Here is a 14,500-nt window from a genome sequence, read left to right as displayed (position 1 = left end):
CAGGTCTCGAGCCGTGAACGCGGACACTCCGTTATCGCGGCATCGACCGGCTGCGGACGGTCGACGCCGCTGCGGTCGCGGATCCTGACAAGCAGAAGGTCCGGCACCCGATCACCGGGTGCCGGACCTTGCGACCTCTTCCTGACGACTCCTTACGACTGGGTGGCCGTGTCGCTCCGGCCGCGGCCGAGTTGGTCGCGCACCAGCGCGACGGCGAGGACGAGTGCGGCTGCCAGCAGCGACAGAAGCACCTGCTGGCGCCCGGCGGGGTCGGTGAGCATGTAGACCAGGACGAAGGAGATGATCGCGATGGTCGCCCAGGTCAGATACGGGAAGAGCCACATCCGCACGACGAGCTTGTCCGGGTTCTCCCGCAGGATGATCCCCCGCATCCGCAGCTGGGTGAAGCAGATCACCAGCCACACGAACAGCGCCACCGCGCCCGAGGAGTTCAGCAGGAACGCGAAGACGGTGTCCGGCCACTGGTAGTTGAAGAAGACGGCGACGAAGCCGAACAGGACCGACGCCAGGATCGCCGTCTGAGGTACCCCGCGCTTGTTCGTCCGGGCGAAGGCCTTCGGCGCGTCGGCGCGCTGCCCGAGCGAGAAGGCCATCCGGGACGCGGTGTAGAGGCCGGAGTTGAGACAGGACAGCACGGCGGTCAGCACGATGACGTTCATGACCTGACCGGCGTGCGGGATGCCGATCGAGTTGAGCGCGGCGACGTAAGAGCCCTGCTTCACGATCGAGGGGTCGTTCCAGGGCAGCAGCGAGACGACGACCAGGATCGAGCCGAGGTAGAACACGCCGACGCGCCAGATCACGCTGTTGGTGGCCTTGGTGACCGCGCGCTGCGGGTCCTTGGACTCGCCGGCGGCGAGGGTGACGATCTCGCTGCCCATGAAGGAGAAGACGACCATCAGCACGCCGGTGAGGATGGCGCCGGGGCCGCGGGGCAGGAAACCGCCGTGGGCGGTGAGGTTGCTCAGGCCCGCCGTCGCACTGTGAGCGCCGGGCAGGACACCGAAGACCGCGAGTCCGCCGATGATGATGAACGCGGCGATGGCGACGACCTTGATTCCGGCGAACCAGAACTCGAACTCGCCGTAGCTGCCGACCGAGACCAGGTTCGTCGTGGTGAGCACGACCATCACGATCAGCGCCCAGGCCCACTGCGGGATCGCCGGCACCCACCCCTGGAGGATGACCGCGCCGGCGGTGGCCTCGACGGCCAGCACCACGACCCAGAAGAACCAGTACAGCCAGCCGATGGTGAAGCCGGCCCAGCGGCCCAGCGCCTGGTCGGCGTAGGCGGAGAAGGAACCGGAGGTCGGGTTGGCCGCGGACATTTCTCCCAGCATCCGCATCACCATGACGACCATCGCGCCGACCAGCGCGTAGGACAGCAGGATGCCGGGGCCGGCGGCGGCGATGCCCGAGCCGGAGCCCACGAACAGGCCCGCGCCGATCACACCGCCGATCGCGATCATGGACAGGTGACGGTTCTTGAGGCCGGTCGTGAGGCCGTCGGAGGAGCCCTTCTGCCCAGGGCCATGGGGCGGAGGGGGCGCTTTGGCGGTCGTCGGCTGTGTGCTCATACAGAGTCCTTAGGATTCGCAGGATTTTGCGGGGGCGTCGCTGCGGGGAGCCGGCGAGCAACACGGGACCCAGTACGGGCATCGCCACGATGACGGCCGGCGTCCCTCGATGAGGGGGGCACCGATGAACTCACCGTGAAACCTAAGGACCACGCCGGTTACGGGGCCATCGACAGACGCCACGCGTCCGTGACCCGTATCTCAGACAGATGTATGAGAACGATGGGGTGATATGGATGAAATGACAGGCCGGTACGGATGAAAGAGTGCGGGGCGGCGGAATGCACGGTGACTACCAGCAGCTGGTGGACGAGATCTCGGCGGTGCTCGGCGCGCCCGCGACGCTCGAGGACCGCGGCTTCGGGCTGATCGCCTTCGGCGCGCACGACAGTGACCTCGGCGAACCGACGCTGGACCCGGTGCGCGCCCGCTCGATCCTGCACCGCCGCTCCACCGAGATCGTACGAGCTTGGTTCGAGGCGTTCGGAATCGCCCGGGCCACCGGGCCGATGCGGATTCCGCCCGACCCGGCCGCCGAGGTGCTCATGGGCCGGATCTGCCTGCCCGTACGCCATCGGGGAGTCGTCCACGGCTATGTGTGGCTGCTCGACGACGGGCATCTGTCATGCCTGGAGACCGGCGGTCCGGGGGTGCCGCCGGACTCGCGCCTGGCCCAGGCCATGGAGATCGCCGTCCGCATCGGGGCGCTGTTGGCGGACGAGGCCCGGGCCGGGACACGGCTCGGCGAGCTCCTGCGCGACCTGCTGGCCGGGCCGCCGGGCGGCCGGGACGCCGCCGAGGCCGGGCTGAGGGACACGCTCGGTGCACAGGCCGACGGCCCGCTGGCGGTGGTCGCCGTCACGCCGTGGCTCCGCGACGGCGGCGGGGAGGGGGACTTGGCCGCCGCGGAGCTGGGCTCCGGCCTTGCCGGGCATCCGGGGGTGGCGGCGATGTGCCTTGCCCCGGCGTCGCCGGCCGGAAGCGGTATGGGGGACGGGACGGAGAAGCTGGCCGCGCTGGTGCGGCTGCGCGCGGCGACGGTGGTCGAACCTGCCCTGATGGCCGCACAGCGCCTGCTGGGCTCCCTCCGCGCGGGCTCCGCGGACTCCGGCGCGGGCCCCGGGTCGACCGCGTCGGGCGGTGCGGCGGGGCCGCCGGGCCGCTCCCCGGCCGGAACGGCGCCCGCAGCGGCTCCGGCCGACGCCACCGCGGGCGTCAGCGGTCCGCGCCGTGGGCTGAACGACCTGCCCGCCGCGTGGCGGGAAGCGGTGGCGGCATCACGGGCGGCCCAGGCGGAGGCTCGGCTGGGCCCCATCGCCCAGTGGCCCGACATCGGCCCGTACCGCGTCCTCACCGAACTTCCCGCGGGCGCGGGCAGGGACCTGGCGGTGGCTCCGCTGCTCGAGCCGGCGCAGGCGCAGTTGGCCCAGACGGCGGAGGTCTTCCTCGACTGCGCGGGCCAGACGGGCCGCGCGGCCGCGGCCCTCGGCATCCACCGGCAGACGCTCTACTACCGCCTGTCGCGAGTGGAGAAACTCACCGGCCTCGACCTGAACGAGGGCGAGGACCGGCTGCTGCTCCACTTGGCGCTCAAGGCCGCGCGGCTTTGAGCCTGCGCCTTGTAAGACACGCGAGGCGGCACGCTCCAGAGGAGCGACTCCTCGAGCGGACACTCCGCACCGGCCATGGCGATTGAGCATCTGTCGCAATCAGGAGCCCCGGCCGTGCGGCATCTGTCCATGGTGCCGCGCAAAACCCGCTCCTACCTTTATGGGTCATGCGGTTCCGCGTGCCGGGTGACCTCCGCCCTACAGAGTGGACGACTTCGGCCTCTGAGCGTTCCAGTACCAGCGCCCCCGCGGCGGAACACACGGACAACGCGGCCGGTGCTCCGCTTCCCAGGGGTGGAGCCCGGGGGCAGTACTTCGTCGTGATCGGCAGCGACGTGGCACGCAAGGTCTGCGGCTCCCTGCAAGCGGCCGGGCACCGTGTGTGTCACCTCGCCCAGCCCACCGACGACGATCTGCGCCATGCCCTGGACCGGGAGGTGGCAGGCGTCGCAGTCCTGCTCGACAACGACGTCGAATCCCTGCGGTACGCGCTGGCGGTCGAGCACATCCGCCCCAACGTCACACTGGTAGTGACGATCTTCGACCGGACCGTTGCCGACCAGCTCGTCCGCGTGGTCCCGAATTGCCAGGTCACCTCCCCGGCCGACGTCGCGGCGCCCGTCCTAATGGCAGGCTGCCTCCAGCCGGAACTGCTGGCCGTCACCCGCACGACCTCCGGTCACGCGGGTGCCCGCTGGGACGGGGAAACGGTGCGCCTCGAGCCGTATCGGCCACCACGCTCCCTGAGGTACCGGGCCCGGCTGGGGAAGCTGCGAGGGCAGCTGCGACCACACGACGGCAGCTCGCGGATCATGTTGATGGGTCTGGTCGGCCTGCTCGCCGTGCTGCTGTCGGACTGGGTCTGGTCCGTGGCCCGGCGCCACCGCCCACCCGTCGAGGCGTTCTTCGAAGCGGCGCGAACGGTCTCTGCCGTCGGCCCCGCACCGGCCCACGGCTCGGACACGTATCTGGTGTTCTCCGGCCTCGCGATGCTCAGCACCATTGTCTTCACCGCTGTCTTCACAGCAGGTGTGGTCGATCGTCTGCTGGCGCCGCGCTCGGTCGGCATCGTGGGCGCCCGGGCCCTGCCCCGAGCAGGCCACGTGGTCGTCGTGGGGCTCGGACAGGTAGGACTGCGGCTGTGCACCCAGCTGCAGGCCCTGGGCATCGGCGTGGTCGCGGTCGAGCGGGACCCGGCAGCCCCGAACCTCCGCCTGGCCAGGGCACTCGGCGTGCCCGTCGTCGTCGCCGACGCCATCGACAGGTTCGTACTGCGCGAACTCGGCCTCCAGCGAGCGCAGGCGATGGCCGCCGTGGCCTCGGACGACCTGGACAACATCGCCGTCTCGGTGGCGGCACTCGCGGTCGCGCCCGAGTTGCGCGTGGTCATGCGTGCGGGGGACCACGAGGCCATCGCGGAGACCCGCTCGCTGTTCAAGATCGGTCTCGTCCACGACCTGGGCGGTCTGAGCGCGGCTTACACCACCGCGAGCCTGCTCGGGCTCCGGCCGCGCGGTGTGCTGGCACACGGCAAGCGGCTCCTGGTGGAACACGCGGACGGACGCTTCGTGCCCTGGCCGCAAGCGGACCGGTGCGACCACCCACAGGGGAGGGACACCGACGCGGACATCAGCGCCCGCGTATCCGCCGGAGAGCGTCCATCAGGTCTCTGAGAACCGGCGCCACCGCGAGATCAGCCGAGCAGCGTCCAGGACTCGACCTCGTCGTCTGGACGGAGCCCGCCGGGTCTCAGCGTCGTCCGGCGGTCGCCTCGATCAACTCGTAGGCCAGGTCGAAGCGGACGCCGTCGGGATTGTGCAGTCCCTTCTCCGCGTACCAGGAGTCGTCGGCCTCCGGGTGCGGGCCGCTCACCCCGACTCGGCCCTTGCCGTACGGGGCGACGACGACGGCGGCCGTTCCGTTGGGGTAGGTCGCCAGAACGGTGGCGTCGGCGCCGGCGTCCAGGAAGAAGGCCGGCCCGTCCTGGAAGTACATGTGCCGCGGCTTGCCCCGCCAGTTCACCGCCACCACGGTGTCGCGATCGTCGGGGACCGTGGCGCCGGGGGAGCCGACGTACCCGTTGGTGTCGCCGGGCAGCAGGTCGAAGCCCGGATCGCGCCCGGCCAGATAGGCGCCGAAGCACAGGCCCAGGTAGCTGCCGCCCTTCCGGACCCAGTCGCGCATCACCCCGGCAGAGCCGCTCAGGTGCCGCCAGGTTCCCTCGAGGTCGGCGCCGCCGCCGGGCTGGACGTAGAGCTGCGCGTCGGCCAGATCGGCGGCGGTCACGGCGCTCACGTACTTGACCCGGTACGGCTGCGGTGCCCTGCGCAGCAGGGCGGCCACGGTCGGCCCGCATGCGGGGCAGCCCTGCGGGCCGTTGTAGATCAGCGCGAGGCGCGGTCGGGCGCTCCGCTCGTCGGCATTCGATTCGGCCTTCGATTTGGCCTTCGATCGGGCGCAGCCGGTGGCCAGCAGGGCGGCGGCCGGGAGGACGCCGAAGAGCAGCCGACGCCGGTCCACAGTGGTCGGACGGGGATCGGCGCTCGGGTCCATGCCGGGCATGGTCTCTCTCCTCTGTCGACCGTTGGCGATGAACCACGCAGATGAGGATCTCGTCCTGGCGGGGGCTGCGCCGGTCGGGTCAAGTCATGTCACCTAGGCCTACGGAGAGCGAGCCGTAACGGTTCAACGACCTCATGCCGCAGATCTCGCCTTCGGCCGCCGCAGCACGAGGTAGATCAGAGCCGAGATCACGAAGCCGACCTCGAACGCGATGTCGCCGACCGACTTGACGTGCTTCGGCACCGGCCCGACGTACTTCTGCTGGTTGGAGAACAGCCACACCGACAGCACGACGCCGACCACCATCGCGACCGGCCCGGCCCAGTTGCGGTGCCGCCGGTCGAAGAGCAGGCCGTCCACGTCCGTACCGCGTCGCAGATACTGGTCGAGCAGGAACACGGCCAGCCAGGGGCCGATCCAGTACGAGATCACCAGCAGGAACGCCTCGTACTTCTGCCCGGCGTCGTGCAGGCCGGACAGCGCGACGACGAAGCCGATCGCGCCGAACACGACGGCGACGATGGCTCGCCGCAGCGCCAGCGGCAGCTTGATGCCCAGGGCGACGAAGGACATCGCCCCCGAGTAGACGTTCAGCGCGTTGGCCGCGATGCCGCCGAGCGCGATCGCCAGCAGCGTGAGGTCGGCGACGGCCGTCGGGAGGTGACCGGTGAACGCCGAGGTGGGCTGGCCCAGCGCGTCACCGCCGATCGTGACGGACGCCGCCCCGACGATCTCCAAGACGACGCAGGAGACGAACACGCCGAGCCCGGCGTACAGTCCGACGGCCCTCCGGCTGCTGTCCGCGGGGAGGTAGCGCGTGTAGTCCGAGGCGTACGGGTTCCAGCCGGCCGCGTACCCGAACGTCGCGCCGACGGTCAGCAGGAAGCCGCCCAGGCCGCCGCCGTGGCCCGGAGCGCCGGGATGCGACTTCGCCAGGATGATCAGGGAGGCCACGGCGAAGATCACCGCGAGCACCGGCAGGGCGTACTTCTCGAAGGCGTGCACGAGGTTGTGCCCGAAGAAGGCCAGGACCACCATGGCCACGACCACGATGACCAGGCAGAGCGCCTTCGGCCAGCCGGTCAGCGTGTTCAGCGCGAGGGCGCCGCTGACGCTGTTGACCGCGAACCAGCCGATCCCCGCGACGACGGCGTTCAGCCCGGCCGGCAGGGCGTTGCCCCAGTACCCGAAGGAGATCCGGCCGAGCACCATCTGCGGCACGCCGTGCGCCGGGCCGCGCGCGGACAGCACGCCGTGGGTGACCGAGCCGAGGACCGTGCCGACGATGATCGCCAGCGCCGCCTGCCAGAAGCTCAGGCCGAACGCGGCGACCGCGAGCACGCCGAGGAACACGGTGGCGAACTCCAGGTTCGGCGACGTCCAGGTCCACAGCAGCTGCCGTGGCCTGCCGTGGCGCTCGGCGAGCGGGATGAACTCCGCGCCCCCGGGCTCGACCGCCGCGACCTTCTCGCCGTACGTCCCCTCCCGTACCTCCAGGGAGGGAGCAGGCTCCTTGAGCACCGTCATGGGTGTGCCTTTCGATCCAGCGGGGAGCGCTCAGCGCACCGTGATGGCGTTGAGCTTGTCGAGGAGGTAGTCGGAGGCGCGCACCGGCTCGTGGGTCACCCGGCCGATCGGCGGCGCGATGGACTCGATGAGAGCGCTCGGATCGCACTCGTAGAAGTAGATGAGCGAGACGAGTTCCTCGTCCGGTGCGGTGGGATCCGGTGGCAGGACCCGGTGCCGGTTCGACCGCCAGCGGTCGCCGGTCCAGCGGGCGAGCAGGTCCCCGATGTTGATGGTGAAGGAGTCCTCGACGTACGGGGCGTTCACCCAGCCGCCGCCTGGGCTGTAGACCTGCAGGCCGCCGACACCGTTCTGCCGGTCGAGGATCGTGACCGTGCCGAAGTCGGTGTGCGGCCCGATGCGGAACTGCCCCGGCTCGGCGGGCCCCACCTGGGACAGCGGCGGATACCGGTTGATGTTCAGCGTGTACGACGGGTGCCCGGTCCTGGCCGTGAAGAAGTCCGGTGCGAGACCGAGCGCCGCCGCGCACAGCGTCAGCAGTTCGTCGGCGAGCGCCCGCATCCGGCCGAGGTAGTCGGTGAGCAACGGCTCGAGCTCAGGCTCCTCGGCGGGCCAGACGTTCGGCAGGAACCACTCGGCGTCGGTCTCCGTGTCGCCGGTCGGCTGGTCGGCGCCGACCGCGAAGGTCTCCTTCAGGTCCGGCGGGGTCGGTGTGCCCTCGGCGTAGCCGTTGGCCTCGACGCCGGGCGGCAGCCAGCCGCGCTCGCCGACCGTGACGGCGTACGGTTCCTTCAGCGCGTCGGGAAGCGCGAAGAACCGTTTGGCCGCTGAGCGGATCCGTTCGCGCAACGGGGCCGGCACTCCGTGCCCGGTGACCACGAGGAAGCCGATCTCTCGCAGGGCCGCGTCGACGCGGGCCGCGACGTCCGCCCGGGCGGTGGCGTCGCCCTCGAACCAGGCGGTGAGGTCGATGACGGGAACGACGCCACTCGTGCTCATGAGCTCTCTCCGATGTCCTCGTTCCAGATGTGGGGCTGTTCTTTAATGAAGGCGGTCATGAGCTCGGCGCACTCCGGGTCATCGAGCACGACGACCTCGACGCCGTGCCCGGCCAGCCACTCGTGGTGACCCTCGAACGTCCGCGCCTCGCCGACGACCACCCGGGATATGCCGAACTGCAGGATCAGCCCACTGCAGTACCAGCACGGCGACAGCGTCGTGGCCATGGTCGTGCCGCGGTACGTGGGCTGCCGGCGGCCGCGCGGAACGCCGCGGTCTCGCCGTGCGTCGACGGGTCGCCGTCCTGGACCCGCCGGTTGTGTCCGCGCCCGAGCAGCCGCCCGTCGGCGCCGAACAGCGCGGCCCCGACCGGGACGCCGCCCCCGGCGTACCCGGCGCGCGCCTCCTCGAGCGCGACGCTCAGCATCGCAGCGTCATCGACGACATCACTGGTCATGGGCCCACTATCGCCGCGCGACCCGGGAAGGGGAATGGACACAACGTCCGTACTATGAGCCTCTGTAGTGGACGATCCGTAATGAGATGGTGTGATGCCCCTCACGCTCCGCGAGATTCTCGCGTTCGACGTGATGCGCGAGGCCCGCCCCGTGGTGCTCGCGGGCGAGACTGCGCTCGACCGCGTCGTCCGCTGGGTGCACTCGAGCGAGATCTACGAGATCGGCCCGCTGCTGACCGGCGGCGAACTGCTGCTGACCACCGGTCTCGGCCTGGCGGGCACCGACGCCGGAGCGCGGCGGCACTATCTCCGCGAGATCGCCGAACGCGACGTCGCCGGCGTCGCGCTGGAGCTCGGCCGGACGTTCCCCGAGGTACCGGGCGAACTGGTGGCCGAGGCCCGCCGGCAGGCACTGCCGTTCATCACCCTGAACGCCGTCGTCCCCTTCAGCCGGATCGCCGAGGTCGCGAACACCCGCATCGTCGACCAGGCGGGCCACCGGCTGCGGCTGGGCGATTCCATCAGCCGCGCGCTCAACGACGTCCTGATCGCGGGCATCGGCGTCCCCGGTCTCCTCGCGGCAGCCGCCGGTGTGGTGGGCGGGCCGTTGATCCTGGTCGCCGACAACGGAGCGCTGGTCGCCGCGCACGGCGTCGCCGGCGACCGCGAGGCGTGGCGGGCCGCGGAGACGCCGCTGGCCGAGGCGCCGGTGACCGTGCTGGGGACGACGTGGGGACGGCTGGTCGCCGGGCCGGGCTCTCCGCTGCCCGCCGAGGACCTGGCGGTGGCGCTGGAGCGGACCACGGTCGCGCTGGCGCTGGCGATGCTGCGCACCGGCGACCCGCCGCGTGAGCCCGACCGGCTGGCCGCCGCCCTCCTCACCGACCTGCTGGAGGGCACCGCCGAAGGCCAGGCCGAGTCGTCGGTACGGGCGGCGCTGGCGGGCTTCCGTCCGGCGGCGGATCACCTGCTCATCGGGCTCGCCGCCGACGCGCTGGAGACCGCGGCCGCGCTGGCAGTCGTCGACCGCGCCGCCCGCGTCCTGCATACGCCCGCGCTGCGCGGCCGGGTGTCGCGGCTCGTCCTGGGCGTCCTCGCCGTCCCCCGCAGCGTCGGCGACGTGGTCGGTGCCGCGCAGCAGGCGCTCGACGAGGCGCTTCGGCGGCTGAGCGCGCCGCAGGTGCGGATCGCCGTCGGACATCCGGCTACCGAGGTCGGTGAACTCGGCGGTTCGCTGCGCGACGCCCGGGCCGCCCTGGACCTGCGGCCCGGCTCCCGCCTGATCAGCGCGCGCTCCATCGCCCTCGACCTGGAACTCACCCGTCACGGCGGGAGCGGCCACCTCGACCACCTGGTCCGCCACACCATCGGCCCGCTCGTGGAGTGGGACGCCGCGCACCGTACCGACCTCGTACGTACCCTGGAGACATTCCTGCTGCACGGCTGCAGCGCCACCCGCGCCGCTGCAGTGCTCCACCTGCGCCGCCAGTCCTTCTACCAGCGCCTGCAACGCATCGAGGCACTGCTCGGCCACACCGTCACCGACCCCGACGTGCACGCCGCCCTGCTCCTGGCCACCGCCGCCCACCGCGTCACCGGCCGCTGATCCCGTGTCGGCACGAAGCGCCCTTCGGGACGCGCGGCCCGCGAGGCGGAGTGTGACGCGATCTTCGGCGAGTAGCTGCATCACGGACCTGCCCGGCGAAACGCGGCCGTTACCTTTCGGGGCGTCCGCGGAAACAGGTGATATTTAGCGTCTGACCGCATGGATTCGGACGTGTCTACAGCAGCGGCGGCGACGCCCGAACAGAAATCGGAAAACCCCCCGGACACCGCCTCTGGAACGACCTCCCGCCGATACAACGGCTGGACGCGGAACTCCACGCTCGAGGACTACTCGCTTCGCTATGCGCCGAAGTCCTTCCGCCGCTGGACCCCATATGTCGTCGCCACCACGGCGCTCGGCGGCATCGCCTACCTGGCGGACTTCGCCATCGGCGGATCCATCGCCATCTCCAACGGTTTCACCAACGCGCTCATCGCGATCCTGGCCGCCGCCGTCGTCATCTTCGCCACCGGCATCCCGATCTCCTACTACTCGGCCAAGTACTCCATCGACATGGATCTGCTGACCCGAGGGGCCGGTTTCGGATATCTGGGATCGACCCTGACCTCGGTCATCTACGCGAGCTTCACCTTCATCTTCTTCGCCCTCGAAGGCTCGATCATGGCCCAGGCACTCCAGCTGGGCCTGCACATTCCGCTTCCCGTGGCCTACCTCATCGCCTCGCTGGCGATCATTCCATTGGTGATCTACGGCATGACCGCGCTGTCGAAGATGCAGGTATGGACGCAGCCCATCTGGCTGGTCCTGATGGTCGCCCCGTTCATCTCCATCGCCATCCAGGACCCCCACAAGTTCTCACGCTTCACCCACTTCGCCGGCAACTCACCCACCGGATCCGCGTTCAGCATGCTCGGTGTGGGCGCCGGAGCAGGCGTCGCGCTCTCGCTGATCGCGCAGATCGGCGAGCAGGTGGACTACCTGCGCTTCATGCCCGACAAGACCCCGGAGAACTCCCGCAAGTGGTGGGCGGCCGTGCTCAGCGCCGGCCCCGGATGGGTGATCCTCGGCGCGTTCAAACAGCTCGGCGGCGCATTCCTGGCCTTCTACATCGCCGACAGCGTCGGCCTGGTGAAGGCCGATCAGCCGATCCAGCAGTACCTCGCCGGTTTCCGCACCTTCGCCGCACCCGTCGCGCTGGGCCTGGCCACCTTCTTCGTCGTGCTGTCCCAGATCAAGATCAACACGACCAACGCCTACTCCGGATCGCTGTCCTGGTCCAACTTCTTCTCCCGGCTGCTGCACTGGCACCCCGGCCGGGTGGTGTGGATCTTCCTCAACGTCGGCGTCGCACTCGCGCTCATGGAAGGCGGGGTCTTCGGCTTCCTGAACACGGTCCTCGGCTTCTACTCCAACGTGGCCATCGCCTGGATCGGCGCGGTCGTCGCCGACCTGATGATCAACAAGCCGCTGAAGCTCAGCCCGTCCTACATCGAGTTCAAACGAGCCCACCTGTACAACTTCAACCCTGTCGGCTTCGGCTCCATGCTCGTCGCCTCGGCCATCTCCATCCTGGCGTACTTCAACGCCTTCGGACCGTACGGCAAGGCGTTCTCCCCCTTCATCGCCCTGGGCATCGCGATGGTCCTCTCTCCGGTTCTCGCCGTGGCGACGAAGGGCCGGTACTACATCGCCCGAACCGACGATCTGCCCGAGCCGCTCTTCGTCGACGGACTGCCCTCCGCAGCCACCCTCACCTGCACCGTCTGCCAAGAAGTCTTCGAACGTCCCGATATCGCCGGGTGCCCATTCCACTCGGGGACCATCTGCTCGCTCTGCTGCAGCCTGGAGAAGAACTGCCACGACCAGTGCAAGAGCAGGAGCGCGGGACCGGTGGACCTCGCCATGCCCACCGTCAGCGCAGGAAGCGCGCCGACCCGAGACGCGCAGAAGGACTGAGCGCAGCAACCGGCGGTTCCCCCCGCAGCCGCGGCGTCCCGGTCGGTGCGCACCATTCGCCGACCGGGACGCTCGCGTCAGGTGTAGAGGCGGCGGCACCGGTCCAATCGCTCCCGCAGCCGTACGGTGTCGGCGGCCATGGCCGTCACCAGGACACCTGGGCCGGCGAGCGGCAGCACGGCCAGCCCTTCGGCGGCGTACGGCTCCGCGGTGACGCCGGTGACCAGCAGGGTGCCGACGGCTCCGGCGTCGCCGAGCACGGCGCTGCTCGTGGCGTCCTCGTCGATCCGCAGTTCGTGGCGGAGCAGCGGCGTCGTGCCCGCCGTGACGTCGAACCTGCTGACATAGCGCCCTGGAGGCTCACCGTGGCGGCCGAGGACGATCTCCTCCCGCCACACCAGCTCCGCGCCTTCGTCGAGAGTCACCTCCGCCAGCGCGTGGTGGTCGCAGCCGGCCGCGGCGATCGTGGGTTCGGGGGCGAAGACGAGCCGTCCTCCGGCCGCGACGTCGGCTCGTACGGTCAGGCGTGACGCCCCGGCGTCCCGGCGTCCCGGTAGAACGAGCGCCGCCGCGGCCGAGCGGAGGTCGAGCCGCGCCCCCGAGCCGACTTCGATCGTCAGCTCCAGGTCGTCGCCGCCGAGCGGTCCCGCCCCCGCGCCGACCAGGTAGACCGAGTCACCGGACTCGCGCAGCGCGAGCGGGCCGTCCGACCGCAACCGTGTGATCCGGGTCCGCCCCCCGGGGCCGCGCTCGGCGCGCACGGCCGCGCGCGCCGCGAAACCGGTGCGCCCGTCCGCACCCGCGTCCGTGGGGACGGCCGTGCGGGCGCACGCGGCGAGGCTCACGCGGGGGCGCGTTCGGCGAGGGCGGAGCGGACCCAGGCGGTCACCTCCGGAATGTCCGGGCGTTCCCGCAGCGAGGTGAAGGCGATCGGCAGGCCGGCCCGCACGCGTTCGGCGTCGCGTGCCATGACGGTCAGGTCGGCGCCGACCAACGGTGCGAGGTCGGTCTTGTTGATCACCAGCAGGTCGGCGGTGGTGACGCCCGGGCCGCCCTTGCGGGGGACCTTGTCGCCGCCGGACACGTCGAGGACGAAGATCTGCCGGTCGACCAGCCCGCGGCTGAACGTCGCGGTGAGATTGTCGCCGCCGCTCTCCACGATCACCAGGTCGAGCGGGCCGTGCCGGTCCTCCAGCGCCTCGACGGCGTCGAGGTTGGCGGAGATGTCGTCGCGGATCGCCGTGTGCGGGCAGCAGCCGGTCCGGACGGCCGCGATCCGGTCGTCGTCCAGGACGCCGTTCCGGCGCAGGAAGTCGGCGTCCTCGGTCGTGTAGATGTCGTTCGTGACGACGGCCAGGGCGACCTCGTCGCGGAGCAGGCGGCACAGCGCGGCGACCAGGGCGGTCTTGCCGCTGCCGACCGGGCCTCCGATGCCGAGCCGCAGGGCGCGGTGCGACCGCGGCTCGTGCGGGTCGTGGCTGTGGTCCAGTCCCAAAAGAGACCTCCGATGTCAGGATTCGAACAGGCGGAGTTCGGCCTGCTGGTGAAGCTCGGCGAACACGTCCAGCGCGGGTGCGGAGGCCGCGGGCAGGTCACCGGCGCGTACGTCCTCGGCGGCCTCCTCCGCGACGGCGTCGATCCGTCCGGCGAGGCCCGCGAGCACCCGGTGCACGCCCATGGGGTCGAGCCCGAGCAGGCGGACCGCCGCCGAGGCCGGACCGGTCACCGAGCCGTACGCCGCGATCTGCGCCGCGCGTTCCGGAGCGCCGCCTGCGGCGGCGACCGCGGCGCCGAGCGCGACCGGATGGTGCGGGCCGCCGGACGCCGCCGCCAGGCTCTCCAGAACCGGACCGGGCCACGCGACGCGGGCGACGCGCAGCAGCGCCCGCCCCTGTGCCCGCGAGGCCCGCCGCTGCGCGGGCGACGGGGTGCGTGCGTCGGCCTCGGCGTCGAGCCGGGCCCAGCCGGTGAGGTCACCCGGCGACGCTTCCACGGGTGGCGTGCGTGCGCCGGCCGCGGGCACCTGTGCGCACGCGCAGGCGGCCGCGGCCAGGCCCGCCGTGACGAGTCCCGTGGTCGCGAGCCGGCCGCGCAGGAAGTCGGAGAGCGTCGCCAGATCGTGGACGACGCCGGTCGCGGCGGCTGTTTCGAGGCCGCCCGAGTGCGCGTGCCCGCCCGCGGGGAGCCGGGAGTCGGCGAGCAGCAGCAGCGCGGCGTCCATCAG

At 71.2% G+C, this 14,500-nt stretch carries 11 protein-coding genes and 1 pseudogene; 4 read left to right on the top strand and 8 right to left on the bottom strand.

What is annotated here, in order from left to right; genetic code table 11:
* Positions 1-152: 152 nt before the first annotated feature.
* A complete protein-coding gene (locus tag ACYVF7_RS30935; RefSeq protein WP_460347688.1) occupies positions 153-1,598 on the bottom strand; it encodes an amino acid permease in 1,446 nt (481 codons plus the stop codon).
* A gap of 281 nt (positions 1,599-1,879) precedes the next feature.
* Between ACYVF7_RS30935 and ACYVF7_RS30930 the strand changes: the two genes are divergently transcribed.
* Positions 1,880-3,208, top strand: a complete 1,329-nt coding sequence (locus ACYVF7_RS30930; protein WP_460347686.1) for a PucR family transcriptional regulator — start codon at positions 1,880-1,882, stop codon at positions 3,206-3,208.
* 320 nt (positions 3,209-3,528) lie between these two features.
* Positions 3,529-4,881 (top strand): NAD-binding protein, encoded by a 1,353-nt coding sequence (locus ACYVF7_RS30925; RefSeq protein ID WP_460347684.1) that lies wholly within the window; start codon positions 3,529-3,531, stop codon positions 4,879-4,881.
* A 76-nt stretch (positions 4,882-4,957) separates the two neighbouring features.
* On the opposite strand, the gene ACYVF7_RS30920 is transcribed toward ACYVF7_RS30925, so the two are convergent.
* From ACYVF7_RS30920 to ACYVF7_RS30905, 4 genes and pseudogenes are all read right to left on the bottom strand, one after another.
* Positions 4,958-5,770: a BPL-N domain-containing protein gene (locus tag ACYVF7_RS30920; RefSeq protein WP_460347682.1), complete on the bottom strand. Its 813-nt coding sequence runs from the start codon at positions 5,768-5,770 to the stop codon at positions 4,958-4,960.
* A 132-nt stretch (positions 5,771-5,902) separates the two neighbouring features.
* Positions 5,903-7,297, bottom strand: coding sequence for a purine-cytosine permease family protein (locus ACYVF7_RS30915; protein ID WP_460347680.1), 1,395 nt, complete (start codon positions 7,295-7,297; stop codon positions 5,903-5,905).
* Positions 7,298-7,327: 30 nt separating this feature from the next.
* Positions 7,328-8,296, bottom strand: a complete 969-nt coding sequence (locus ACYVF7_RS30910) for an isopenicillin N synthase family dioxygenase (protein WP_460347678.1) — start codon at positions 8,294-8,296, stop codon at positions 7,328-7,330.
* Positions 8,293-8,723 (bottom strand): annotated as a pseudogene (locus ACYVF7_RS30905) (nucleoside deaminase). The gene ACYVF7_RS30910 and the pseudogene ACYVF7_RS30905 overlap by 4 nt, the downstream one beginning before the upstream one ends.
* A gap of 124 nt (positions 8,724-8,847) precedes the next feature.
* Here ACYVF7_RS30905 and ACYVF7_RS30900 point away from each other — a divergent pair.
* Both ACYVF7_RS30900 and ACYVF7_RS30895 read left to right on the top strand, forming a co-directional pair.
* Entirely contained in the window at positions 8,848-10,359 is a 1,512-nt protein-coding gene (locus ACYVF7_RS30900) for a helix-turn-helix domain-containing protein (RefSeq protein ID WP_460347676.1), read from the top strand.
* Between the two features lie 171 nt (positions 10,360-10,530).
* Positions 10,531-12,276, top strand: a complete 1,746-nt coding sequence (locus ACYVF7_RS30895; RefSeq protein WP_460347674.1) for a hypothetical protein — start codon at positions 10,531-10,533, stop codon at positions 12,274-12,276.
* Between the two features lie 77 nt (positions 12,277-12,353).
* On the opposite strand, the gene ACYVF7_RS30890 is transcribed toward ACYVF7_RS30895, so the two are convergent.
* The 3 genes from ACYVF7_RS30890 to ACYVF7_RS30880 are packed head-to-tail and all read right to left on the bottom strand — an operon-like array spanning position 12,354 to position 14,497.
* Positions 12,354-13,121 (bottom strand): urease accessory protein UreD, encoded by a 768-nt coding sequence (locus ACYVF7_RS30890; protein ID WP_460347672.1) that lies wholly within the window; start codon positions 13,119-13,121, stop codon positions 12,354-12,356.
* Complete coding sequence (ureG, locus tag ACYVF7_RS30885) at positions 13,118-13,771, bottom strand: urease accessory protein UreG (protein ID WP_460347670.1); 654 nt, start codon at positions 13,769-13,771, stop codon at positions 13,118-13,120. Before ureG ends, ACYVF7_RS30890 begins: the two co-directional genes overlap by 4 nt.
* A gap of 15 nt (positions 13,772-13,786) precedes the next feature.
* Positions 13,787-14,497 carry an urease accessory protein UreF gene (locus tag ACYVF7_RS30880; RefSeq protein ID WP_460347668.1) on the bottom strand — a complete coding sequence of 237 codons (711 nt, stop codon included), beginning with the start codon at positions 14,495-14,497 and terminating at the stop codon, positions 13,787-13,789.
* Positions 14,498-14,500 lie beyond the last annotated feature (3 nt).

This window comes from Actinoallomurus acanthiterrae (assembly GCF_054775715.1).
Note: the sequence above shows the minus strand (reverse complement) of the source record. Positions and strands in the feature narration are given on the sequence as shown.

Bases quoted from the DNA above. Each gene is read 5' to 3' on its own strand.
- ACYVF7_RS30935 (WP_460347688.1), bottom strand. From the start codon at position 1,598: ATGAGCACACAGCCGACGACCGCCAAAGCGCCCCCTCCGCCCCATGGC.
- ACYVF7_RS30930 (WP_460347686.1), top strand. From the start codon at position 1,880: ATGCACGGTGACTACCAGCAGCTGGTGGACGAGATCTCGGCGGTGCTC.
- ACYVF7_RS30920 (WP_460347682.1), bottom strand. From the start codon at position 5,770: ATGCCCGGCATGGACCCGAGCGCCGATCCCCGTCCGACCACTGTGGAC.
- ACYVF7_RS30915 (WP_460347680.1), bottom strand. From the start codon at position 7,297: ATGACGGTGCTCAAGGAGCCTGCTCCCTCCCTGGAGGTACGGGAGGGG.
- ACYVF7_RS30910 (WP_460347678.1), bottom strand. From the start codon at position 8,296: ATGAGCACGAGTGGCGTCGTTCCCGTCATCGACCTCACCGCCTGGTTC.
- ACYVF7_RS30900 (WP_460347676.1), top strand. From the start codon at position 8,848: ATGCCCCTCACGCTCCGCGAGATTCTCGCGTTCGACGTGATGCGCGAG.
- ACYVF7_RS30880 (WP_460347668.1), bottom strand. From the start codon at position 14,497: ATGGACGCCGCGCTGCTGCTGCTCGCCGACTCCCGGCTCCCCGCGGGC.